A 23,539-nucleotide genomic window follows, 5' to 3' on the forward strand; every position below is an offset into this window, starting at 1 on the left:
GGTGCGGCACCCGGGCACGACCGCCCGTGGCAGCGGAGCACGCGATGATCACACGACGTCAACTGTGTTGCCAGGCAGGGGTTCTGGCGGCGACGCGCCGCGGACGACATCGAGCACGTCCCCGGCCTGTGTGCCGTCCGCACCCCGCCACGCGATGTGCTGGTCGGGCCGGATCAGCAGCATCGGGGCGCCGTAGCGTTCGCGCGGGACCAGGCCGGTCAGGTCGACGGTGGTGAGGGGGACGCCCCGGGCCGCGGCCTCCTTGGCGAAGGCGGCGCGGTCGGGCTCCCTGTCGCCGGCCAGGAGGAGCAGCGTCAGACCGTCGCCGAGCAGGTCGTAGAGGGAACGGCCGTCGGGGAGCCAGCTGTGCGGCAGCCGGGCGCCCGGGAAGGACAGGCCGTGATAGCTGCGCGGCACCAGGGGCGGGATCGCGGAGCCGTCGTCGACGACGACGGGGGAGGAGGCGTAGTGCTGGCCGAGTACGAGGCCCTCGCTGTGGAACTCGCCCGCCTTGGCCTGGAGGGCGGCCGCGGTCCGCGCACGGCGGCGACCGGCCTCGGGCGTGTCCCCGAGGAGTGCGGGGTCGGCGAAGGACGGGGCGAGCAGCCTGTCCTGGGCGGCACTGCCGGCGATGATCTGCTGAGCCACCGGGCGCCGTTCGCTCTGGTAGCTGTCCAGCAGCTCCGCGCCGCCCCAGCCCTGGAGGACCGCGGCGAGCTTCCAGCCGATGTCCACCGCGTCGCCGACACACGTGTTGAAGCCGTGCCCGCCCCACGGGGGGTTCAGATGGGCGGCGTCGCCCACCAGGAAGACACGGCCGCGCCGGTAGCGGTCTACCAGGAGCATACGGGCGGTCCAGGGGTCGGTCGCGAGCACCTCCACGGGCCAGGGGTGCCCGGCGCCGACGAGAGCGCGTACCAGCGCCTCGGGTGCCACCGGGTGGTCGGGGTCGGTCCGCTGGACGATGGCCCACCACCGGTCGTCCAGGTCGAGACGGCCCATGAGACCGGAGGCCTCGGGGCTCACCACCCAGTACTGCACCGCTCGGTCCAGACCGACCGCCTCGCCCAGACCCGGTGCCCGGAAGACGATGCTGAGGTTGGGCCGTTCACCGGACGAGCCGGCGTAGACCGCTCCGACGGCCTGCCTGCTGACTCCGCCGCCGCCGTCACAGCCCAGCAGATAACCGGCCGTGAGCACGCGGACGGAGCCGTCGGCGGCGGCGACCGTGGCGCGCACGGCGTGTTCGTCCTGCTCGACGGCGGTGACCCGACGGCCGGTCAGGCAGGTGACCGAGGGCAGTCCGGCGACCGCCGTGCGCAGGAGCCGCTCGACGACCGGCTGCGGGACCTGCTGGCCCGGCTCCGCCCAGCGCTCGTCGCGGCCGTCGTACAGGCCGAACACATTGCGGAACCGGGTCAGTTCGGTGCCGAGCAGCCCGGTGCAGAAGATGACGTCCTGGGACCAGGCCACGGGCAGCGGGGCGGCGGCGCGCAAGCGGTCGGCCAGGCCCCAGCGGCGGAAGTGCTCCATGGTGCGGATGCTGGTGGTCTTGGCCCGCGGCCGGTCGTCGTCGACGGTGGTGCGCGGTTCGACGAGCACGACGGCGATGCCGCGGCGGCCGAGCTCGACCGCCGCGGCGAGACCGGACGGCCCGCCGCCGGCGATCAGCACCTGGACGGTCGTCCCGGTCACGCGCCGGACCTCGCGGACGCGTCGGTGACGGGCGTACGCAGCGTCCCGAGGCGGTCGACCTCCACCTCGACGACGTCACCGGAGCGCAGCAGGCGCGGCGGCGTACGGACGTAGCCGACGCCCTCCGGGGTGCCGGTGGCGATCACGTCCCCGGGATGCAGGGTCAGGGTGGCGCTGATCCGCGACAGCAGCTCGGGAACCCCGAAGATCATGTCGCGGGTGTTCCCGTCCTGCATGACCTCCCCGTTGACGCGGGTGACCAAGCGCAGCCCGTCGGCGAGGCTGCCCGCCTCGTCGGCGGTGACGACCGTCCCGATCGGGCCGCTGAGATCGGCGTTCTTGCCCAGCGTCCACTGGGCGGTGAGCTTCTGCGCGGTACGGGCGGTGAGGTCGTTGAAGACGGCGTAGCCGAGGACTGCGGCCTCGGCCTCCTGCTCCCCGGCGTCGCACAGCCGGGCACCGACGACCGCCGCGACCTCGCCCTCCCAGTCCAGGCCCGGTTCGTTCGCGGGCACCGGGACCGGCACGCCGCTCACCGACAGGGAGGCCGTCCAGCGGCCGAACAGGGTGGGGTGCTCCGGTGCCCGGAAGCCGCCCTCGGCCGCGTGCGCACGGTAGTTGAGACCCACGCACAGCACCCGCGCCGACGCCGGTACCGGCGGGGCGAGGGTCACCTCCGCCGACGGGACCGTGCCGTGGCGGACCGCGCGGGCCCGCTCGAGCCAGTGGGGGAGGTCCGCGTAGAAGTCGTCCACGTCCGTGAGCGGGGTGACCCGACCGTCCACGACGACGCCGACCACGATCCGCCTGCGGCCGGATTCCCGGCCCGCATCCACCATGCCGACGAGCTTCATGCGCGCGTGCCTCCTGTTTCCTCCGCGGGTGCCGCGGCCAGACGGATGTCGAACTCGGCCGCCAGGAACGGTCCGTCCATGCCGAACCGACGAGCCGTGTCCTCGTCGCCCGGTGCGAAGGGCGCGATGAGCGCGTCCTTGACGGCGAACGCCGCGTCGGAGCCGAGGTAGGGGTCGTCGGCGGCGAACACATGGGTGGTGAGCGACCGGTGACCGGCCGCCTCCACCCGCAGGTGGACATGGGCGGGGCGCATCGGGTGACGGCCGAGCGCCCGCAGCAGCTCGCCCACCGGGCCGTCGGTCGGCACCGGGTAGCTGGCGGGCTTGACCGTACGGAACCAGTAGGCGCCGTCGGGACCCGTGGTGAACAGACCGCGCAGATTGCCGTCGGGCTGCTCGGCGTCCTGGCTGTCGTACAGACCCGTGTCGTTCGCCTGCCAGACGTCCAGCACGGCGCCGGCCAGTGGACTGCCGTCGCAGTCGGTGATGCGGCCGTGCACCACGGCCCGCTCCCCGCGCCGCAGCTCGGGGCCCTCGGCGATCCAGGCGCCCATCGGGCGGGGCGGCGCCGGCGAGTGGAAGGGGCCCTCGACCGAGCTGGGCGTCATGGTGACCGGGCCCGTGTGGTTGACCTCGTCCACGGCCGAGGTGAGGCCCAGCATGTCGGAGAGCAGGATGAACTCGTTGCGGCGTTCGGTGCAGGCCCGGCCCGTGCGGACCAGGAAGTCCACCGCGCGCAGCCACTCGCCCTCGGAGGGCCGGGTCTCCCGCACGAAGGCGTGCAGATGGGTCACGAGGCCGCCGATCAGCTCCCGCAGCCGCTCGTCGTCGCCGCGGACGGTGGAGAGGACCTGTCGCAACAGGGCGTCCGGCCCGGGGTCGTGAGCGGAGCCGGGGCCCACCGCCCCTCCCGCGGGGGCGGGTCGAGCCGTACCGGTGGTGTCGGTCATGAGGTCGCTCCCGTGGGCGTCAGGGCGGCGTCCGGTGCCGCACAGCCGTAGGTGTGGGTGCCGGCCCCGGCGTGGTGCCGGGCGCCGTCGGGCAGGACGACGTGCGCGGTGGTGCCGGGCGGCACGGTGACGGAGAGGTGGAAGCGGCCGTCCTCGATGTGCCAGGACGAGCGGATCGGCCCGTACGGCGAGCGGTGTTCGGCCCGGGCCCGGGTCAGGCCCCCGCCGGGGCGGGGCGCCACGGTGAAGCGGCGGTAGCCCGGAGCGTCCTCGTCGGGCCTGATCCCGGCCGTGCAGCGGTGCAGGAAGGAGACGACCGCGCCCTTCGAGTAGTGGTTGAGGGAGTCGTGCGGGGTGCCGTCCGCGCCGACGCCGTCCCAGTGCTCCCAGACGGTCGTCGCGCCCCGGTCGATCATGTGGAGCCAGGACGGGGCCGTGTCCTGGAGCAGCAGCTCGTAGGCGACGTCCAGATGTCCGGAGTCCGCGAGCACGGGCAGCAGATCCGGGGTGGCGAGGAAGCCGGTGCCCAGGTGCGTGTCCGCGGCGCGGACGAGTTCCACCAGCCGTTCGGCGGTTTGGGCCCGCAGTCCGGCCGGGACCAGGTCGAAGGCGAGCGCCCGCACATGGTGGGCCTGGGTGTCCGGGCGCAGCGAGCCGTCGGCCGCGAGGAACTCCGTCCGCCAGGCGGCACGCACCCGCTCGCTCAGTTCCCGGTAGCGGTCGGCGTCCTCGTCGCGGCCCAGGACACGGGCGATGCGCGCCGCCAGCCGGGTCGAGTGGGCGTAGTAGGCGGTGGCGACGTCCGCCTTGTCCAGGGCCGCGTAAGCCGCCAGGTCGCCGACCTTCTCACCGGGCACGAGCCACTCGCCCCAGTGGAACCCGGTGTCCCACAGATACCGCTCGTGCCGCGCCGGGCGGGCGGAGCGCCGGATCCGGTCCGGGTGCCGCTCCTCGCGGGCGGCCCGTTCGACCCGGCCGAGCCAGGCGGTCATGGCAGGCCACAGCTCCTCCAGGATCCCCGGGTCGCCGTAGGCCAGGTACAGCTGCCAGGGCACGATGACCACCGCGTCGCCCCAGCCGGCCGAGCCGTTGAGATGCGCCACCGGCCCCTTGGGCCCCTCGGTGCGGCAGGCCGGCGAGATGTTGGCGACGGTGCCGTCCGGCCACTGGTCGGCGGCGACGTCGCGCAGCCACTTCGCCGAGAAGCCCGACACGTCGTAGAGGAACGCGGCGGTCGGCACGAACAGCTGCCAGTCCCCGGTCCAGCCGGCGCGTTCGCGGGTCGGGCAGTCCGTGGGGATGTCGCAGACGTTGCCGCGCAGACTCCACCGGGCGGCCTCGTGCAGCCGGTCGACCCGCTCGTCGTCGCAGTCGAACCAGCCGGTCCGCCGCAGGTCGGAGTGGACGACCACACCGCGCAGGTCGTCGGCGGTCAGCTCGCCGGGATGACCCTCGACGCGGACGTAGCGGAAGCCGTGCGTGGTGTGCCGCGGTTCGAAGGCCTCGCCGGGCCGGCCGGCCGAGACGACCCGGTCGATCTGGCCGGCCGGGAGCGGCTCGGGCAGGAACGGCATGTCCACGCGGAGGTGATCCGTCGTCACATCGCCGTCGGGGCCCAGGGACTCGCCGTGCGTGAGCGTGAGACGGGTGCCCGCCGGACCGAGGTCGGTCAGCCGCACCCAGCCGTTGATGTTCTGTCCGAGGTCGAAGACCTGCCGGTCGGGGTGCGGGCGGGTCACCGAGACCGGGGCGAGTTCCTCGACGCGCCGCACGGGCGGGGCGGGTGAGGCGACCAGCCCGGCATGTCCGTGGTCGGCGACCTCCACCGGCGTCCACGCCGAGTCGTCGTACCCCGGCAGGTCCCAGCCGACGGGGGTGCGACGCAGGTCGGTGAACTGCCCCGCGATCAGGTCGGCGGCCACGACCGGCCCCGGAGACCAGCGCCAGTGCCGGTCGGTGGACACGACGGACGTGGTGCCGTCGGCGTGCTCGAGGTGCAACTGCGCCAGGAACGAGACCCGCTCGCCCCACTGGTCGTGGGCCCGGGTGACCCCGACCTGGCCGCGGAACCAGCCGTCGGAGAGCACCGCCCCCAGCGCGTTCTCGCCCTCCCGCAGCAGCGCCGTCACGTCGTACGCCTGCACCTGGAGATGTACGTCGTACTGCGTGAACCCCGGTGTCAGCTCGGCGTCCCCGACCCGCTCCCCGTTGAGGAAGACCTCGTAGAGACCCTGCGCCGTGGCGTAGAGCCGGGCCCGGCGGACCGGGGAGCCCGCGGTGAACGCGGTGCGCAGCAGCGGAGCGGGCCGGTGCCCGACGGGCGGGACGCCGGGTCCGCCGGACGTGCCAGGGCCGCCGGGGCCGCTGGGTCCGCTGGGTCCGCTGGGTCCGCCGGATGTGCCGGGGCCGCCGGGGCAGCCGGACACGGGTTCGCCAGGTGTGCCGGGCGCACCGGCCTCGTCGGACACGGGTGCACCAGGCACGCCGGGTTCACCGGGCAGGCCGGGCACACCGGCTGGGACGGGCCCACCGGTCTCGCCGGGTACGACGGGCTCGATCCACCGTGCCTGCCAGTCGGTGGGATCCAGCAGGCCGGTCTCGAACCAGGCCTCCCGCGACCACGCGCTCTCGCCGAGGTCGGTCCAGACCTTGACCCGCCAGGTGATCCGCTCCCCGGAGCCGGGCGGTGGCCCCCCGTACGGCACGTGCGTGCTCTCCGCGGAGTCGACACGGCCGGAGTCCCAGCCCGTGCTCGTGCCGATGCGGTACGCGAACTGCTCGCGCGAGCCGGGCGGCAGCCACCAGGACAGCCGGGGGCGGCGGTTGCCGAGGCCCAGCGGCTGTTCCAGCTCGTCGGCACGCAGACAGGTGGGAGCGGCGTTCATACAGGTGACCAAACGTTCGAGGGGGAGTCAGGCCGGGGCGGGAAGCCCGAGAGGGCCGCAGACCTGGGTGGCGAACTCCAGGGCTTCGGCGAACACGGGATCCGGATCGGGCAGCCCGGCCCAGAGGTGGTCCGCGTCGTCGACCAGGCGCAGGCTCACCCGGCACCCGTGGGCGCGCAGGGCCGCGGCGAGCTGTTCGCTCTGCCCGCTGGGGACGAACCGGTCGGCGGTGCCGTGGGCGAGCAGGAAGGGCGGGGCGGCGGCGGACACATGGCTCACCGGGCTCGCCGCGGCGGCGCGTTCCGGTGCCGCCGGTACGGGCGCGCCGATGAGCAGCGCCTCCCGGGAGTCCACGGCGTCCGGGGCGCTCACCGCGTCGGGCCGGGACTGGCGCTGCATGGTGCGCAGGTCCGCGGGCCCGTACCAGTCGACGACCCCGGCGACTCTCACGCCCGGACCGGGCTCGCCGACGTCGCCCTCCCACTCGGGCCTGCCGTCGGTCAGCGCGAGCAGGGCCGCGAGATGACCGCCCGCGGACTCGCCCCACAGCACGACCCGTCCGGCGTCGATCCCCAGCTCGCCGGCGTGCGCGCGCAGCCAGCGCAGCGCGGCCTTGCCGTCGTGCAGCTGGGCCGGGAAGACGGCCTCGCCGCTGAGCCGGTAGTCGAGGGAGGCGACCGCGAAGCCCGCCCGGACGAGCCGGTCGAACGGACCGACCGCCCACCCGGCGAAGGCCGGGCCGAACTGGTCCCGCCGTCCGGTCCGCCAGCCGCCGCCGTGCAGGAAGACGACCACCGGGGCCGGGTGCTCCGGGTCACGCGCGGGGCGGTACAGGTCGAGCAGCAACGGCCGGAATCCGGGCGGCGAGCCGTACTCGACCCCCCGGAGCACGCGGGTGCCGGCGGACGTGGTCTGCTCCGCCGGAAGCGGGGCTGCCGGAACGGGAGAAGCCGGAACGGGGGAAGCGTTCGCGTCCATGTCAGCCGTCCAGGGGACGGAGGTCGAACCGGAACTCCTGCCGGTGCTCGCGGGCGACCCGGGCCAGCTGCTCGTGGGAGGGGATGTACGGCGGGTGCGGAATCTCCGACGAGTCCGTGCGGGTCCCGGCCTCGCCGAAGAACCGCTCGAAGCCGCCGCTGGACGCGCCCATGATCTTCGTGTCGTCCGCCTCGACCCGGAAGGTGTGCAGACAACCGGCGGGCACGTAGCCGAAGTCGCCGGGCTTCAGAAGCTTCTCGTACGTCTCGCCGTCGCCGTCCTGGATCCACACCCGGGCGCGGCCGGACAACAGATAGAAGGTCTCGTGCACGTCGGCGTGGCTGTGGGTGGGGATCGCGTCGCCCTTGGGAGCCGCGTAGGTGAACAGGCCGAACTGGCCGTCGGTCTCGTCCTTGCTCAGCAGAACGGTGATGAGGGCGTCGAACAGGTGGGATCGCTCCCCCTCTCCGGCTTCCAGGAAGAAGGGCACCGGCTTCCCCGGCAGGGCGAGGCGCTTCGCACCGCCGCTCTGGGCGAACTCCGCAGTCATGGGGTCTCCTCGGAAATCTGGTCGGCTCTGCCCGAGGCGGGCAACCCGTCGGGACGGGCGACCCGTCGAGGGGGCGACCCCTCGAGGTCGGCCGGGAGAACGGGTGCCGAATCGAGGGGGCCGTAACGACGGGGTGCCGTAAGGATGGGGCCGCCGCCGACGTCCCACCAGGCGGAATTCCATTGAATGGCATGCGATCGAAACCTGGACGCAACGCGTTTCTGGTCACCGGGTGGGTCACACTGCACGGGTGACGAACAACGCGGGCACGTCCGGTGCCGCCGCCCGGGGAAGACGGCCGCCACAGGGCGAGCCGGTGATCGACCGTGCGTTCGCGCTGCTCACGGCCTTCTCCGAGGACCGTCGCTCGATGACCCTCGCCGAGCTCAGCCGCGTCACGGACACGCCGCCGAGTACGACGCTACGCCTGGCCCGGCGGCTCGTGCACTGGGGCGCTCTGGAGCGGGACGCCGACGGCCGCTACGTCGTGGGCCTGCGGCTGTGGGAGGTCGCCTCGCTCGCACCGCGTGCGCACGGGCTGCGCAGGGTGGCGCTGCCGTACATGGAGGATCTGTACGAGGCGACCCACCAGCACGTCCTGCTGGCCGTACGGGACGGCACGGACGCGCTGCTCGTCGAGCGGCTGTCGGCCCACACCGCCATCGACGTGCTGTACCGGGTGGGCGGCCGGCTGCCGCTGCACTCCACGGGCGTCGGTCTGGTGCTGCTGGCGCACGCCGAACCCGACTTCCAGGACGAGATCCTCGGGCAGGCCCTGACGCACGAGCCCGAGGGCGTACCGCTGTCCTCCGCCGCGCTGCGGCGTTCCCTCGCCGAGATCCGCAGCACCGGGGTGGCCGTCGTCAACCGCGCGGAGCCCGTCCCGCTGCACGCCGTCGCGGCACCCGTGCGCGGGGCCGAAGGCGAGGTCGTCGCGGCGCTGTCGGTCGTCGTGCCGGCCGGCCACGCCGAGCCCCGCGTGCTCGCCCCGGCCCTGCGTGCCACGGCCCGGGCCCTGTCCCGCAGCCTCGGCGCGGTCACGGCCCCGCCGGCTCCGGCGCAGGGCAGCCTCCGCCGACGGCAGTGAGGCCGGTGGCGGAGCCGTGAGCGGATCCGCGCGAGGCGATGGCGTCGCCCCCCGCCCGGGGACTCGGCGGGGGGCGACGGTGGCGGTGCGGCTCGGTCAGGCGGCGGCCGGGGTCGCGTCGCTCTCCGGATCCCGCAGTGCCGGAATGAACAGGGACACCGCCAGCGCCGCCAGCAGGATCAGCGCTCCGGTCCAGAAGACCCAGGTGTAGCCCCCGTCCAGGTAGAACGCGGTGCCCTTGAGGACCGTGCTGTGCGCGGCGAGGACGGCGAAGCACACGGCGGGGACGACCGTGCCGAAGAAGTTGAAGAGCATCTGCATCAGGCCGCTGCCCTGCCCCTGCTCCTCCACCGAGACCACGCCGAGGACCAGCACGGGAGCGATGGAGACGATGAGGCCGGTGCCGAGGTTGGCCAGACACGCCGTCAGGACGAGTTCGGTGGCATCGGCGTGGAAGAGGCCCATCAGCCCGTATCCCGCCGCGCCCAGCCCCAGTCCGATCCCCCACAGCAGGCGGGCGTCGGCCTTGCGCAGCAGGCGGCCGGCGGCGAATCCGGTGCCCAGCATGACCAGGTTCCAGGTCAGGCCGATCCGCGCGTTGTGCGTGCTGGTCCAGCCCAGTCCGTCGGAGACCCCGGGGATTGCGGGGTAGAGGGCCAGCAGGATGCCCATGGAGGCCATCGCCAGCGCGGTGGCCTGGCCCACGGCCGCGGCGCTGACGGTCAGCGCGACCGGCCGCCGGCCGAGCACGCGCAGATCGAGGATCGGATGGGCGCTGCCGCGCTCGACGAGGACGAAGACCACGAGCGCCAGCAGCCCGCCGGCCGTCCAGCCGAGGGTCGCGCCGCTCGTCCAGCCCCGGCTCCCGCCCTGGCCGACCGCGTACACCACGGCCGTCAGGCCACCGCCGAGCAGCGTTCCGCCCAGCCAGTCGAAGCCGTTCTGGAAGTCGTGCCGCGGGGTCTCGGGCACCAGCAGGGCCACCAGGACGAACGCCACCGCGGTCGCCCCGGCGATGAACCACAGCGCGGCCCGGTATCCCCCGGCGTCGATCAGCCAACCGGCGAGCAACGGCCCCACCACACCCACCAGACCCATGCTGCCGCCGAGGATCGCGCTGGCCTGCTTCACCATCCGGGCGGGGAAGAGGTCCCGCACGGCAGGGAAGGACAGGGCGGCGAACGGGGCGTAGCAAGCGGCGATGCCCCGGCCGACCAGCAGCAGCCAGAAGCTGCCCGCCATGGCCGCGATGATGTCGCCGACGACCCCGAGACCGATCATGGCGAGCATGATCCGCCGCCTTCCGTACCGGTCACCCGCCTTGATGACGAACGGGATGAGCAGGGTGGACACCATGGTGACGATCAACGAGAACCAGGCGACCTGGGTGGTGTGGAAGCGTTGCGCGATGTCGGCCGTCGTGTTGGCCGTGACGATGCCGGCGACGGCCAGCAGCTGCGTCGGCCAGATCAGGGCCACCAGCAAGGCCACCAGACGGCGGTTCCAGCGTTCGGAGGTCCGGGCGGACGATGCCGTGAGCGAGGGGCTTGCAGACGTCGATGTCACGCAGCCGCTCCTTTCGCGAGCCGGGCGGGAAGGGCAGAACGCTCGGGAGCGGCACGTCCGACCCATGGCGGTCGGCCCCCCACGAGGCGTGCGGCAAGAATGAGCGCCCGCCGCCATGGCCACCAGGCAGATTTCCATTGAATGGCACGCGACCGAAACGTGGCCGCAACGCGGGATCGACGACCGGGCGAGTCCACCCGGTCCGGCGCCGACGGCCTTCTTCCGCCCTTCCGTCCACCGTCGGTCCGCACCCGCGGCTGCGTTGCGGACGAAAGGTGTCCGCAAGCCCCGCTACGTTGCGTACATGACGAAGACGACCCACCCGGCAGGCCCCGTGCTCGGCGCTCGTGCCCTCAATCGCGCCACCCTCGACCGGCAGTTGCTGCTGCGGCCGGCGTCGATGTCCGCCGGGGACGCCGTGGAGCATCTGCTCGGGCTCCAGGCGCAGAACGTGAAGCCGCCGTACTACGCGCTGGCCGCCCGTCTCGACGGCTTCGTCCCCGAGGAGCTGTCGACGCTGATGGCCGGCCGTGAGGCCGTGCGCATCGTCAGCATGCGTTCCACCATCCACACCCACACCGCCGACGACTGCCTGACGCTCCGGCCGTTCGTCCAGCCCGCCCGCGACCGTGAGCTGACGTACTTCCGCAAGGGCCTCACCGGAGTCGACCTCGACCGGCTCGCCGTCCTCGCCCGCGGCCTCGTCGAGGCCGAGCCGCGCACCATGAAGCAGCTGCGCGAGGCGCTCTCCGTCGAGTGGCCGGACGCCGACCCCCAGTCCCTCGCGGTCGCCGCCCGCTGCCGGCTGCCCCTCGTCCAGGTCACCCCGCGGGGGCTGTGGGGCAGGAGCGGGCAGGTCGCGCTCACCACCGCCGAGCACTGGCTGGGGCGGCCCGCGCAGAGCGCCCCGACGGCGGACTCCGTCGTCCTGCGCTATCTGGCCGCCTTCGGCCCGGCCTCCGTCAAGGACATGCAGACCTGGGCCGGCCTGACCCGGTTGCGCGACGCCTTCGAACGCCTGCGCCCGGAACTCCTCACCTTCCGCGACGAGCACGGCGTCGAGCTCTTCGACCTGCCCGACGCACCCCGCCCCGACCCGCGGACCCCGGCCCCGCCCCGCTTCCTCCCCGAGTTCGACAACCTCCTCCTGTCCCACGCCGACCGCACCCGGGTCGTCCCGGCCGAGTACTGGGGCCGCTCCTGGCAGGGCAACCAGGCGTACTGCACCCTCCTCGTCGACGGCTTCCTGGCGGGTGTGTGGAAGCTGGAGCAGGACGCCCTGGTCATCGAGCCCTTCGGCACCCTCACCGAGGCCCAGCGGCAGGACGTGGCCGCCGAGGGCGAGCGGATGCTGGCCACCATGCACCCGGGGCAGCCCCACGACATCCGGTTCGGCACCGTCGTACGGTCGTGACCACCCGCGCTCCGCCCGCAGCACACGCCGGGCAGACGAGAAGCCCCCACCGGGGACCGGTGAGGGTTCGGACCTTGGATAGGGGGCGCTGCGGGCCGCTCGTGGAGGCTCGCAGCGCCCCCCGGTCTTTCCCTGAGGGGTGCTCAGGAGTTCTCGGAGACTGCTACGCGGTGACGGGCTACGAGTTGACCTGCGTCGTCACCAGGCTGGAGAAGGTGGTCAGCCGGGTGTACACACCCGGGTAGCCGGCCTCCGCGCAGCCCTCGCCCCAAGAAGTGATCCCTGCCAGGACGCCCCCGATGAGCAGGGGACCGCCGCTGTCGCCCTGGCAGGTGTCTACGCCGCCGGATGTGTATCCGGCGCAAACCATGTCGGTCGCGACGAAGTCGGAACCGTAGGAGCTCTTGCAGCTGGTGTCGGACACGATCGGGACGGTCGCGGTCCGCAGCTGGTTGGAGGAGCTGCCGTTCTCCGAGGTGGTGCCCCAGCCGATGATGCGGGCGGTGGTGCCGGCCGCGTACACGCCGGTCTGGGACGAGGAGACGTACGACGCCGTGGTGTACGGCATCGACGTCGACAGGGTCAGGACGGCCACGTCGTCACCGTTGGTGGCGTCCGTGTAGCTCGGGTTGATCCAGATCTTGCTGACCCGGCTGACCGTGCCGTTGGTGCCGTTGAGGTAGGTGCGCCCACCGACGACACGCACACTGCTCGTGGTCTCGCCGACCATACAGTGGGCGGCCGTGACCACCTTGGTCGCCGAGACGAGGGTGCCGCCGCAGAACTGGTTCTGCGAGGCGTCCGTGATCTGCATCATGAACGGGTACGTCGTGGTCGTGGTCGTCGTGCCGCCGACGATCGGCTGCGGTGCTGCGACAGCGGTGGGGGCGCTGAGCAGTGCGGTCGCCGCCGCCGCGGCGGTCGCCGCGAGGACGGCGGCGGTCTTCTTGAACCGGTTGAGCCCGAACATGGATCTCCTCGGTGGGGGATTGCCGGTGGGGGGTCGCACGGGTGTGGGGGGTTACACGGGGGTCGCGGGACCGACCCCCGTATGCCCGGGCGAGCGGCACGTCCCTTAAGCTAGGACCCGGCACCCGCTTCCCCCAATGAGGGAACCCCCTAAGGGAGTTGGGGCAGGGAAAACCCTCGGTCGGCTCAGGCGAGCCACAGTCGCCGCCGAGGGGGCGCTCAGAGAACCCGCGCGCGGGGCACAGCACCCGCTGAGGGCGGGGAACCCTTCAGGGGCAGTTAACCCGCGGATTCCTCACTTCGCGTGACGCCCCGCCGCCAGTCGGACGATGTCCACCCGCGAACGGATCCCCAGCTTGCGGTAGACCCGGGTCAGGGTCGCCTCGACCGTCTTGACGCTGATGAACAGACGCGCGGCGATCTCCCGGTTGGTCGCGCCCTCCATGACGAGCGCGGCGACCTGACGCTCCATCGAGGCGAGCCCCTCCAGCGCGTCGGACGGGGGAGCCGTCTGCGGGGGCACGGCGACCGTCTCGGGCGCGGCCGCCGCGACCGCCGCGTCCACCTGGCGCAGCCAGGGCAGCGCCCGGCACCGCCGGAACAACCGCGCCGCCTCGTCGTACGACGTCGGGCCCGGCCGCCCGGTGCGCAGCATGGCCAGCGCGAACGCGGCCCGCGCCTCCTCCAGGCCGTACCCCAGCTTGGCCAGCCGGTCCTGAACGGACGTCAGCCGGGACAGCGCCGCCTCGTGGTCGCCGCGGGCGGCCCGCACCAGCGCCTCCGCCCGGTCCAGCACGGCCAGCACGCTCTCCCGGCCCAGCCGGAGCGCGTGCTCGCGCGTCACGTCGATGACGTCCTGTGCCTCGCCCGGCTCGCCGACCCGGACCAAGGCCTCGGCGAGGTCGCCCTGCCAGCGGCCCCGGGCGGGGTCGGTGATGCCCAGTCCCTGCTCCAGCTCCCGCACCCGGCGCAGCGAGCCGACCGCGCCCGCCGCGTCCCCGGCCACCAACTGGGCGTGGCCCAGCGCGGCCAGCGCGCGCGAGACGTACATCTGGTCGCCGTCCTCCTCGGCCTTACCCGCCGCCTCCCGGGCCAGTGCCAGCGCCCGGTCGACGTCACCGCCGGAGGCCTCGGCGAGGGAGGCCAGCATCGCGGAGGCCCCCAGGCCGATGCCGGAGTCCCGGGCCAGCCGGAGGCTCTCGCGGGCCAGGTCGAGGGCGCGCCCGCAGTGCCCGGAGCGCAGTTCGGTCTCGGCGAGGAAGCGCTGGAAGTGCACCTCGCTCTCGACCATGCCGCGCCGACGCACCTCGCGCAGCAGCGCGGTGATGGTCGACCGGGCCTCGGGAAGCTGATCGCTCATCAGCAGCCAGCGGAACCGGGCCGCCCCGACGCCGTTGTGATGGCACGCCACGTAGGGGTCCTGGGGTTCTCGCAGGGCCCGCTTGATGGTGGTCGGGGCGTTCGGGTGGCCCATCAGGGTCTCGGTCGAGGCCTGGAAGGAGAGCGCCATCAGCTCGGTGCGCCGGTCGTCCCCGCGGGCCGCAAGGTCGGCCGTGTGCGCGGCCTCCTCGCGGGCCTCGGCGAAGTCGCCCTCGACGATCAGCTTGCGCCAGGCCAGCCGGTAGTGGACCAGGGCGAGCAGCCGCGGGTCGTCACCGGCGTCGGCGAGGGCCTGCGGGAAGACGGCGTCGACCTCGCCCAGGGACTGCCCGGCGGCCTCGATCACCACTTCCCAGGCCCGGATCCGCTCGGCGGGCACGGTCGCCCGGGTCAGCACCTCACGCGCGATGTCCCGGGCGAGGTCCACCTCGCCGGCGGTGATCGCGTCCTCGGCGGCCTGGAGCCGCCGGTCGTCCGGGGCGGGGGCGCCGTCCGGCGGGGTGTGCCGGGCGGCCAGCAGCCCGAGGGAGGCGGCGACCGAGGGGGCGCCCCGGTCGCGGGCGAGCGCGGCGGCCTCGGCGAGCCGGGCGGCGACCTCCGGGTCGGTGCCGGTGGTGGCCAGCGCGAGGTTGCGGGCCCGCTCGATCGGATCGGAGGCGGCGGTGGACAGCGCGGCGTGCGCGGCCCGGCGCTCCTGGGCGGGCGCCTCCGCGTACAGCGCGGCCGAGATCAGCGGATGCGCGAAGCGTACGGCCGGCCCCTCGGGCTCCGTCGCCAGCAGCCCGAGGGCCGCCGCCTGCGCGGTCTCGGCCTCGGCGTTCTCACGGCCGGCCGCGTGCAGCAGGGCCAGCGTGGGGCGGGCGCCGGCGCTGGCCACGAGCAGGGTGCGGCGGGCCTCGTCGGACAGCATGTCGAGGCGGCTGAGGACCAGGGCGCGCAGCGAGGTCGGCACCGGCAGGGGCTCGCCGGGCCGGGGCGGCGTCGGGCTCTCGCCGAGGGCGCGGCCCAGTTCCAGGGCGAAGAGCGGGTTGCCGCCGCTGGTGCGGTGGATCTCCCGCATCGTCGAGCGGGGCAGGTCGGTGTAGCCGCGGTGGTCGAGCAGCGCGGAGACCTGGGCGCGGGAGAGGGGGTTGAGCCGGACGGCGAGGGTGTCGGGCGGGGACGCGCGTAGATGACGGTCGTACTCCTGTTCCTCCGTCCGCACCGCGCACAGCAGCTGGACGGGGGTGTCGCCGAGGCGGCGGGCGGCGAAGCCGAGGAGTTCGGCGCTGGCCGAGTCCAGCCACTGGAGGTCGTCGGCGACGAGCAGGACGGGACCCGCGGCGGCGAGCGCGCGCAGGGCCGACAGCACGGCCAGACGCAGGGCCAGGCCGTCGCGTTGCAGAGTCGATTCGCCTCGGCCGGTGAGCGCCGACTCCAGGGCCGTGCGCTGGGCGACGGGCAGCTTGTCCGAGATCTCGTCCAGCACGAGGCCGAAGAGGTCGGCCAGAGCCAGGAAGGGGAGATGGGATTCGGACTCGGTCGCCGAGCAGCGCAGGACGGTGCGGGCCGCCTCCCCGTAATCCGCGGCCAATGCCCGCAGCACGGTCGACTTTCCTATTCCGGCCGGGCCGTGCAGCAGCACACTGCCGCCGCGCGTCAGCTGGTCACGGGCGGCCGTGAACAGCTCGTCCCTGCCGATGACCAGGTCGGGGCGGCATCTGGCAGGCTCCTTGAAGTCCCGTCGCACGGTCACCGCTCCCCTCCGAGTGTCGTGTCCGGGCCAAATTCTAGGCAACGTCCCTTTGAAATTCGGAGACACGGCGTGGTGAGGCATATAACAACGTGACGCATAGGGAAATTCATGGAGACGATGAATGAATGGTCTCTTGTCGTGAGGGGCCTCCCTGGCTTGATGTCGTCGCTGCTCCCCCGCATCTTGCACCGCCCGCGCTACGGGCATGTTGCGCGCCCCGCGATCAGGGCAGCAGGCCCGCCCTCCGGGCCGCGACCACCGCCTCTCCCCGGGTGCGCGCGCCCAGCCTGCGCATCGCCGACCTCAGATAGCCCTTGACCGTCTCCGGCCGCAAACCCAGCCGCTCGGCGGCCGCCGCGTTCGTCGCCCCTGCCGCCACCCACGCCAGCACGTCCAGCTCACGGGGGGCCAGGGCGACCGGTTGCCCCGCCGGCCGCTCCGCAGGCCTCGACGCCAGCAGCCCGCAGACCCCGAGGAGTTCGGCGCGCAGGGCCGGATCGGCGATCCGCGGGGCCAGGGCACGCAGGGCCGTGTGCGCCTCACGCACCTGTTCCCAGCCGGCCCCCGCCCCGGTGTCCGGACCGGGCCCCGCGCCTGCGTTGCCCGGCCGGGCCGCCGTCAGCAGGTCCCGCGCCTCGTCGCCGACCACCAGCGCCTGCTCCACGTCCCGCGCCGCCTGCACGGCCGCGGTCAGCGTGCGGTCGCCCAGCGGCTGGGCCGTGCGCAGGGCGCCGTACAGCACCCCGCGCACCCGGCGCCGTACGACCACCGGGATCGCCAGCACCGAGCGCAGGCCCTCCTCCGCGACGGCCGCGTCGTACTCGTGACTGATCTGCCGGGAGAGGGAGTAGTCGGTCACCGCGCACGGGCGGGCCAGCGCCACCGCCTTGCCGCCGAGACCGTTGCCGGAGGTCACCGCCAGTCCGCGCAACGCGAGACCGGCCGCGCCGCTGAACTCGCTGATCCGCATCCGCTGCCGCCCCGGCTCCACCAGACCGCCGAAGGCGACCGGCAGCCCCGTCGCCCGCCGCAGCCGCGCCAGCGCGCCGCGAATCTCCACCGTTCCGGCCGCGTCTGCCGCCACGTTCTCGCCCTTTCCGCGCGGCTTGGTGCCGCACACCCCCGTCCGGGGGTAGTGAGACCTGCATCACGGATTACACGATGGCAGAGAGCCGCCCGGCAATGGTCCGGCACCACGGGAGTGAGCCGCAGGGGCTGAGCGAGCCCCGGAGGCGCCGACCGAGCAAGCCAAGAAAGCACGGAGGACAGATGACGACGGCGACGGAGCGTTTCCGCGGAGCCCGCGACTTCCTGCTGGAACACCGCGAGGACTACACAACCGCTTACGAGCATTTCGAGTGGCCCCGCCCGGAGCGCTTCAACTGGGCCCTCGACTGGTTCGACGTCATCGCCGACGGCAACGGGCGCACCGCCCTGCACATCGTGGAAGAAGACGGTTCCGAAACCCGTCTCAGCTTCGCCGAACTGTCGGAGCGCTCCGACCGGCTCGCGAACTGGCTGCGCGGGCGCGGTGTCGCCGCCGAGGACCGGATCCTCGTCATGCTCGGCAACCAGGCCGAACTCTGGGAGACCGCGCTGGCCGCGATGAAGCTGCGGGCCGTCGTCGTCCCGGCCACTCCGCTGCTCGGCCCCGCCGACCTCACCGACCGCGTCGAACGCGGCCGCATCCGGCACGTCCTCGTCCGCACCGAGGACACCGGCAAGTTCGACGCGGTCCCCGGCGACTACCGGCGCATCGCGGTCGGCGGCGCACCCGAGGGCTGGCAGCGGTTCGAGGACGCCTACACGGCCCCGGCCGGCTTCACGCCCGACGGCCCCACCCTCGCCGACGACCCGCTGATGCTCTACTTCACCTCCGGTACGACCGCCCGCCCCAAGCTGGTGGAACACACCCACACCTCGTATCCGATCGGGCATCTGTCGACGATGTACTGGATCGGGCTCCGGCCCGGCGACGTGCACCTCAACATCTCCTCGCCAGGCTGGGCCAAGCACGCCTGGTCCAACCTCTTCGCCCCCTGGAACGCCGAAGCAACCGTTTTCATCCACAACTACACCCGCTTCGACCCGGCCCGGCTGATGACCGAGATGGACCGGGCGGGGGTCACGACGTTCTGCGCCCCGCCCACCGTCTGGCGCATGCTCATCCAGGCCGACCTCACCCAGCTGCGCACCCCGCCCCGTGAGGCGGTGGCCGCGGGCGAGCCGCTCAATCCCGAGGTCATCGAGCAGGTGCGGCGCACCTGGGGGGTGACCGTCCGGGACGGTTTCGGGCAGACCGAGACGGCCGTGCAGATCGCCAACAGTCCCGGACAGGACCTGAAGACCGGCTCGATGGGCCGGCCGGGCCCCGGCTACCGGGTGGAGCTCCTCGACCCGGTGTCGGGCGCGCCGGGTGCGCAGGAGGGCGAGATCGCGCTGGACCTGGCGTCCCGGCCGGTCGGCCTGATGACCGGTTACCACGGCGACGCCGACCGCACGGCGGAGGTGATGGCAGGCGGTTACTACCGCACCGGCGACATCGGCAGCCGCGACGAGAACGGTTACCTCACCTACGTCGGCCGGGCCGACGACGTCTTCAAGGCCTCCGACTACAAGATCAGCCCCTTCGAGCTGGAGAGCGCGCTGCTGGAGCACGAGGCGGTCGCCGAGGCGGCCGTCGTCCCCGCCCCGGACGAGCTGCGCCTCGCCGTGCCCAAGGCCTACGTCGTGCTGGCCGAGGGCTGGGAGCCGGGCCCCGACACCGCGAAGGTTCTGTTCGAGCACTCCCGCGAGGTCCTCGCCCCGTACAAGCGCGTGCGCCGCCTTGAGTTCGCCCCGCTGCCCAAGACGGTGAGCGGCAAGATCCGCCGGATCGAGCTGCGGGAGGCGACCGAGGCGGGCTCGCCGGACGAGTACCGCGAGGAGGACTTCCGGTGAGCGGGGCGTCGTACGCGCACGGGACGAGCGCGACCGCGCTGCTCGGGGACACCATCGGCGACAACCTGGACCGGACGGCGGACCGCTGGCCGGACCGCGAGGCGCTGGTCGACGTGCCGTCCGGGCGGCGCTGGACGTACCGCCGATTCGTCGAGGACGTCGACCGGCTGGCGTACGCGCTGCTCGCGAGCGGGGTCGCCAAGGGCGACCGGGTGGGCATCTGGGCGGTCAACTGCGCGGAGTGGGTGCTCGTCCAGTACGCCACCGCCCGGATCGGCGCGATCATGGTGAACATCAACCCGGCGTACCGCACGCACGAGGTCGAGTACGTCCTCCGCCAGGCCGGGATCTCCGTGCTGTTCGCCTCGCTCAGCCACCGGACGAGCGACTACCGGGCGATGGTCGAGCAGGTACGCGGCAGATGCCCGCAACTGCGGGAGACCGTTTACCTCGGTGATCCGAGCTGGGACGCCTTGCTGCGGCGCGCAACACCCGACCTCGACGAGGCCTTCCGCACCCGCAGAAACGAGTTGTCCTGCGACGACCCCGTCAACATCCAGTACACCTCGGGTACGACGGGCTTCCCCAAGGGAGCCACCCTCTCCCACCACAACATTCTCAACAACGGTTACTTCGTGGGTGAGTCGATCGCCTACAGCGAGCAGGACCGGATCTGCATCCCGGTGCCCTTCTACCACTGCTTCGGCATGGTGATGGGAAACCTGGCGGCCACCTCGCACGGCGCCTGCATCGTCGTCCCGGCCCCGTCATTCGACCCGAAGGCCACGCTGGAGGCGGTCCAGCAGGAGCGGTGCACCTCCCTGTACGGCGTGCCGACCATGTTCATCGCGGAGTTGAACCTGCCCGACTTCGCGACCTACGACCTCTCCTCCCTGCGCACCGGCATCATGGCGGGCTCGCCCTGCCCGGTCGAGGTGATGAAACGGGTGGTCGCCGAGATGAACATGGCGGAGGTGTCTATCTGTTATGGCATGACCGAGACCTCGCCCGTCTCCACCCAGACCCGTCGCGAGGACGATCTGGAGCATCGCACCGGCACCGTGGGCAGGGTCCTGCCGCACATCGAGGTGAAGGTCGTGGACCCGGTGGACGGCGTGACCCGGCCGCGCGGCCTCGCGGGCGAGCTGTGCACCCGCGGCTACAGCGTGATGCTCGGATACTGGAACGAGCCCGAGAAGACCGCCGAGTCGATCGACGCGGGACGCTGGATGCACACCGGGGACCTGGCGGTGATGCGTGAAGACGGTTACGTCGAGATCGTCGGCCGGATCAAGGACATGATCATCCGGGGCGGGGAGAACATCTACCCGCGCGAGATCGAGGAGTTCCTCTACAGCCACCCGGGGATCCGGGACGTGCAGGTCGTCGGCGTCCCGCACGAGAAGTACGGCGAGGAGGTCCTCGCCTGTGTGATCCCGGCCGACGCGGCGGACCCGCTGTCGCTGGAGGAGTTGCGCGCCTACTGCGAGGGCCGGCTGGCGCACTACAAGATCCCGAGCAGGCTGCGGATCATGGAGGCCTTCCCGATGACCGTCTCGGGGAAGGTACGGAAGATCGAGCTGCGCGAGGGGTACGGCGTTTAGCGGGGTTTCCGTGCCTGGGGCTACTCGGGTTGCTCGGGCCACCCCGACTGCTCGTGTTGTCCGGGTTTCTTACGGCGATGGCCTTCGCCTCAGGCGTCTCCGGCGTCGAGGGCGTCGGCCATCGCGTTGACCGGCTGCGGGGTGCCCGTCAGGTCCAGCACGAAGAGCGGTACGCGCAGCTGGTCGGCGCGGGCGCGGGCCTCCTCGGCGTATCCGGCCAGGGAGAAGTAGACGCAGTCCGCGGATTCCGTCATGGCCGTCAGCCACAGGCACTCCACGTCCCGCAGTGAGGCCGGGCGCACGCTGGGGTCCACCTGTGCCACGAGCCCGCGGGCGGCGAGGCCGATGCCGGAGGTGGGCCGTTGATCGGCCCGCCGGATGTCCCCGTGCCCGAGCCAGTTCAGATAGAGCGCGGCGGCCGTGACCGCGTCACGGGCGGTACGGATGGCGACGGGTCGAAAGGCACGCCGTTGTGCTGCCGGTGCCGGTGCCGGTGCCGGTGCCGGTGCCGGTGTTGGTGCAGGTGGGGATGACGGCGGCGGTGTCGGCGTCGACGTCGGCGCGGTTGTCCCGGGCCCCGTCCTCTGCCCCGGCTCTGGCCCTGGCTCCCGCTCGGGTCCCGGCCCCTGCTCCCGCTCGGGGGCCGGGTCGGTCACCGGGATCCGCATCACCGCTCCGCAGGCGCAGCCCAGTTCAGGGTGCGGCCACTGGTGCCGGCGGTGGCAGGCGGGGCAGCGCAGGGCGACCCACTCGTCGTCCCACGCCCGGTGCACGACGGTCGTCGGCGCCGTCCGCCGGTCGAGCACAGGCGTGACGGGAGCACCGCACGCGCACGGGTAGCAGGGCGCGGTGTAGAGGCGCTCGCGCCGGCAGGCCGGGCAGCGCACCGGCACGCTCTCGGGCATGGCCCCATCGTCCTCCTCCGGCCTCCGCTTGTCCGTCTCTTGACGACCTTCGCGTCCCCACTTACATTGCTTCCAGATAGTAGAAAATATTTTCCGCATCACGGAAGTGAGCGGAACGCTGTACACCGATGGAAGGGCTCACCGCGGGGCGCGACGGGAGAGCGAATCCGACAGCTAGAGCAGCTGAAGCAGTCGAAGCAGGAGTAGCCCATGGCTCGTATGACCGCTGCCCGCGCGGCAGTCGAGATCCTCAAGCGCGAGGGCGTCACCAGCGCGTTCGGTGTCCCCGGCGCGGCGATCAACCCCTTCTACGCGGCGCTCGAGGCTTCCGGCGGGATCAACCACACCCTCGCCCGTCATGTCGAGGGCGCCTCGCACATGGCCGAGGGCTACACCCGTACCCACCCGGGCAACATCGGGGTCTGTGTCGGCACCTCCGGTCCGGCCGGCACCGACATGATCACCGGGCTGTACTCCGCCATCGGCGACTCCGTCCCGATCCTGTGCATCACGGGCCAGGCCCCGACCGCCGTGATCCACAAGGAGGACTTCCAGGCCGTCGACATCGCCTCCATCGCCAAGCCGGTGACCAAGATGGCGGTCACCGTCCTGGAGGCGGCCCAGGTGCCCGGCGTCTTCCAGCAGGCCTTCCATCTCATGCGTTCCGGCAGGCCGGGCCCGGTCCTGGTCGACCTGCCGGTCGACGTCCAGCAGGCGGAGATCGAGTTCGACGTGGACACGTACGAGCCGCTGCCCGTCTACAAGCCGGCCGCGACCCGTGCGCAGATCGCGAAGGCGCTCTCGATGCTGAACGCGTCCGAGCGTCCGCTGATCGTCGCGGGCGGCGGTGTCATCACCGCCGACGCCGCCGAACTCCTCCTGGAATTCGCTGAGTTGACCGGAACTCCGGTCATCCCGACCCTGATGGGCTGGGGTGCGATCCCCGACGACCACGAGCTGAACGCCGGCATGGTCGGCCTCCAGACCTCGCACCGCTACGGCAACGCGACGTTCCTGGAGTCCGACTTCGTCCTCGGTATCGGCAACCGCTGGGCCAACCGCCACACCGGCCGCATCGACGTCTACACGGCCGGCCGCACCTTCGTCCACGTCGACGTCGAGCCCACCCAGATCGGCAAGATCTTCGCCCCGGACTACGGGATCGCCTCGGACGCGAAGGCGGCTCTGGAGCTCTTCGTCGAGGCGGCGAGGGAGTCGAGGGCGGCGGGCACGCTTCCCGACCGTTCCGCGTGGGCGGCCGCCGCGCAGGAGAAGAAGGCGACCCTCCAGCGCCGTACGCACTTCGACGACATCCCGATCAAGCCGCAGCGCGTCTACGAGGAGATGAACAAGGCCTTCGGCCCGGAGACCCGGTACGTCACCACCATCGGACTCTCGCAGATCGCCGGCGCCCAGATGCTGCACGTGTACCGGCCGCGCCACTGGATCAACTGCGGCCAGGCGGGGCCCCTCGGCTGGACGATCCCGGCGGCACTGGGCGTGGCCAAGGCCGACCCGGAGGCGCAGGTCGTGGCCCTGTCCGGGGACTACGACTTCCAGTTCATGATCGAGGAACTGGCGGTCGGCGCGCAGCACAAGATCCCTTACGTCCATGTCCTCGTCAACAACTCCTACCTGGGGCTGATCCGGCAGGCGCAGCGGGCGTTCGACATCGACTTCCAGGTCAATCTGGAGTTCGAGAACATCAACTCGCCCGAGCTGGGCGTGTACGGCGTCGACCACGTCAAGGTCGCCGAGGGCCTCGGCTGCAAGGCGATCCGGGTGACGGACCCCGCCGAGTTGGGGGCCGCCTTCGAGCAGGCCAAGAAGCTGGCCGCCGAGTTCCAGGTGCCGGTCGTCGTGGAGGCGATCCTGGAGCGTGTCACCAACATCTCGATGAGCGGCACCAACGACATCGGCAACGTGGTGGAGTTCGAGGAACTCGCCACCGAGCCGGGGCATGCGCCGACGTCGATCAGGACGCTGAAGGTCTGAGGCGGGAGGCGGGAGGACTGAGGCTGAGGGGC

16 protein-coding genes are annotated in these 23,539 nt (G+C 72.7%); 5 read left to right on the forward strand and 11 right to left on the reverse strand.

The features are described 5' to 3' along the window. Positions 1-48 precede the first annotated feature (48 nt). Genes OG736_RS33905 through OG736_RS33930 form a run of 6 tightly spaced genes read right to left on the reverse strand, consistent with a single transcriptional unit; the run spans position 49 to position 7,912 of the window. Positions 49-1,695, reverse strand: a complete 1,647-nt coding sequence (locus tag OG736_RS33905) for an FAD-dependent monooxygenase (protein ID WP_327185767.1) — start codon at positions 1,693-1,695, stop codon at positions 49-51. Beyond that, positions 1,692-2,549 carry a fumarylacetoacetate hydrolase family protein gene (locus OG736_RS33910; RefSeq protein WP_327185768.1) on the reverse strand — a complete coding sequence of 286 codons (858 nt, stop codon included), beginning with the start codon at positions 2,547-2,549 and terminating at the stop codon, positions 1,692-1,694. The genes OG736_RS33905 and OG736_RS33910 overlap by 4 nt, the downstream gene beginning before the upstream one ends. After that, positions 2,546-3,499 carry a dioxygenase family protein gene (locus OG736_RS33915; protein ID WP_327185769.1) on the reverse strand — a complete coding sequence of 318 codons (954 nt, stop codon included), beginning with the start codon at positions 3,497-3,499 and terminating at the stop codon, positions 2,546-2,548. Before OG736_RS33915 ends, OG736_RS33910 begins: the two co-directional genes overlap by 4 nt. Beyond that, positions 3,496-6,384: a family 78 glycoside hydrolase catalytic domain gene (locus tag OG736_RS33920; RefSeq protein WP_327185770.1), complete on the reverse strand. Its 2,889-nt coding sequence runs from the start codon at positions 6,382-6,384 to the stop codon at positions 3,496-3,498. Before OG736_RS33920 ends, OG736_RS33915 begins: the two co-directional genes overlap by 4 nt. 27 nt (positions 6,385-6,411) lie before the next feature. Then, positions 6,412-7,362: an alpha/beta hydrolase fold domain-containing protein gene (locus tag OG736_RS33925; RefSeq protein ID WP_327185771.1), complete on the reverse strand. Its 951-nt coding sequence runs from the start codon at positions 7,360-7,362 to the stop codon at positions 6,412-6,414. Between the two features lies 1 nt (position 7,363). Then, on the reverse strand, positions 7,364-7,912 hold the full coding sequence (locus tag OG736_RS33930; protein ID WP_327185772.1) for a quercetin 2,3-dioxygenase: 549 nt from the start codon (positions 7,910-7,912) through the stop codon (positions 7,364-7,366). A 250-nt stretch (positions 7,913-8,162) separates the two neighbouring features. Between OG736_RS33930 and OG736_RS33935 the strand changes: the two genes are divergently transcribed. Then, complete coding sequence (locus OG736_RS33935; protein ID WP_327185773.1) at positions 8,163-8,999, forward strand: IclR family transcriptional regulator; 837 nt, start codon at positions 8,163-8,165, stop codon at positions 8,997-8,999. Between the two features lie 96 nt (positions 9,000-9,095). Here OG736_RS33935 and OG736_RS33940 read toward each other — a convergent pair whose 3' ends face one another. Next, positions 9,096-10,565 carry an MFS transporter gene (locus OG736_RS33940; RefSeq protein ID WP_327185774.1) on the reverse strand — a complete coding sequence of 490 codons (1,470 nt, stop codon included), beginning with the start codon at positions 10,563-10,565 and terminating at the stop codon, positions 9,096-9,098. A 304-nt stretch (positions 10,566-10,869) separates the two neighbouring features. Between OG736_RS33940 and OG736_RS33945 the strand changes: the two genes are divergently transcribed. After that, complete coding sequence (locus tag OG736_RS33945) at positions 10,870-11,979, forward strand: winged helix DNA-binding domain-containing protein (RefSeq protein WP_327185775.1); 1,110 nt, start codon at positions 10,870-10,872, stop codon at positions 11,977-11,979. Between the two features lie 178 nt (positions 11,980-12,157). Here the strand turns inward: OG736_RS33945 and OG736_RS33950 are convergent, their stop codons facing one another. The 3 genes from OG736_RS33950 to OG736_RS33960 all read right to left on the reverse strand — a co-directional run bounded on the left by OG736_RS33950 (position 12,158) and on the right by OG736_RS33960 (position 17,147). Then, positions 12,158-12,949 carry a S1 family peptidase gene (locus OG736_RS33950; protein WP_327185776.1) on the reverse strand — a complete coding sequence of 264 codons (792 nt, stop codon included), beginning with the start codon at positions 12,947-12,949 and terminating at the stop codon, positions 12,158-12,160. Between the two features lie 294 nt (positions 12,950-13,243). Beyond that, on the reverse strand, positions 13,244-16,063 hold the full coding sequence (locus OG736_RS33955) for a helix-turn-helix transcriptional regulator (RefSeq protein WP_327185777.1): 2,820 nt from the start codon (positions 16,061-16,063) through the stop codon (positions 13,244-13,246). A 223-nt stretch (positions 16,064-16,286) separates the two neighbouring features. Continuing rightward, entirely contained in the window at positions 16,287-17,147 is an 861-nt protein-coding gene (locus OG736_RS33960; protein ID WP_327185778.1) for a helix-turn-helix transcriptional regulator, read from the reverse strand. Between the two features lie 185 nt (positions 17,148-17,332). On the opposite strand from OG736_RS33960, the gene OG736_RS33965 reads away from it, so the two are divergent. Together OG736_RS33965 and OG736_RS33970 are read left to right on the forward strand one after the other, a co-directional pair. Then, positions 17,333-19,003 carry an AMP-binding protein gene (locus tag OG736_RS33965; RefSeq protein WP_327185779.1) on the forward strand — a complete coding sequence of 557 codons (1,671 nt, stop codon included), beginning with the start codon at positions 17,333-17,335 and terminating at the stop codon, positions 19,001-19,003. Beyond that, positions 19,000-20,607 carry an AMP-binding protein gene (locus OG736_RS33970; RefSeq protein WP_327185780.1) on the forward strand — a complete coding sequence of 536 codons (1,608 nt, stop codon included), beginning with the start codon at positions 19,000-19,002 and terminating at the stop codon, positions 20,605-20,607. The genes OG736_RS33965 and OG736_RS33970 overlap by 4 nt, the downstream gene beginning before the upstream one ends. A gap of 89 nt (positions 20,608-20,696) precedes the next feature. Here the strand turns inward: OG736_RS33970 and OG736_RS33975 are convergent, their stop codons facing one another. Further along, positions 20,697-21,512 carry a hypothetical protein gene (locus OG736_RS33975; RefSeq protein WP_327185781.1) on the reverse strand — a complete coding sequence of 272 codons (816 nt, stop codon included), beginning with the start codon at positions 21,510-21,512 and terminating at the stop codon, positions 20,697-20,699. 210 nt (positions 21,513-21,722) lie between these two features. On the opposite strand from OG736_RS33975, the gene gcl reads away from it, so the two are divergent. Beyond that, positions 21,723-23,507: a glyoxylate carboligase gene (gene gcl / locus OG736_RS33980; RefSeq protein ID WP_327185782.1), complete on the forward strand. Its 1,785-nt coding sequence runs from the start codon at positions 21,723-21,725 to the stop codon at positions 23,505-23,507. The last annotated feature ends 32 nt before the right edge of the window (positions 23,508-23,539 follow it).

The organism is Streptomyces sp. NBC_01334, from assembly GCF_035983595.1.
GTDB lineage: Bacteria > Actinomycetota > Actinomycetes > Streptomycetales > Streptomycetaceae > Streptomyces > Streptomyces coriariae.

Bases quoted from the DNA above. Each gene is read 5' to 3' on its own strand.
- OG736_RS33910 (WP_327185768.1), bottom strand. From the start codon at position 2,549: ATGAAGCTCGTCGGCATGGTGGATGCGGGCCGGGAATCCGGCCGCAGG.
- OG736_RS33915 (WP_327185769.1), bottom strand. From the start codon at position 3,499: ATGACCGACACCACCGGTACGGCTCGACCCGCCCCCGCGGGAGGGGCG.
- OG736_RS33920 (WP_327185770.1), bottom strand. From the start codon at position 6,384: ATGAACGCCGCTCCCACCTGTCTGCGTGCCGACGAGCTGGAACAGCCG.
- OG736_RS33925 (WP_327185771.1), bottom strand. From the start codon at position 7,362: ATGGACGCGAACGCTTCCCCCGTTCCGGCTTCTCCCGTTCCGGCAGCC.
- OG736_RS33930 (WP_327185772.1), bottom strand. From the start codon at position 7,912: ATGACTGCGGAGTTCGCCCAGAGCGGCGGTGCGAAGCGCCTCGCCCTG.
- OG736_RS33945 (WP_327185775.1), top strand. From the start codon at position 10,870: ATGACGAAGACGACCCACCCGGCAGGCCCCGTGCTCGGCGCTCGTGCC.
- OG736_RS33950 (WP_327185776.1), bottom strand. From the start codon at position 12,949: ATGTTCGGGCTCAACCGGTTCAAGAAGACCGCCGCCGTCCTCGCGGCG.
- OG736_RS33965 (WP_327185779.1), top strand. From the start codon at position 17,333: ATGACGACGGCGACGGAGCGTTTCCGCGGAGCCCGCGACTTCCTGCTG.
- OG736_RS33975 (WP_327185781.1), bottom strand. From the start codon at position 21,512: ATGCCCGAGAGCGTGCCGGTGCGCTGCCCGGCCTGCCGGCGCGAGCGC.
- gcl (WP_327185782.1), top strand. From the start codon at position 21,723: ATGGCTCGTATGACCGCTGCCCGCGCGGCAGTCGAGATCCTCAAGCGC.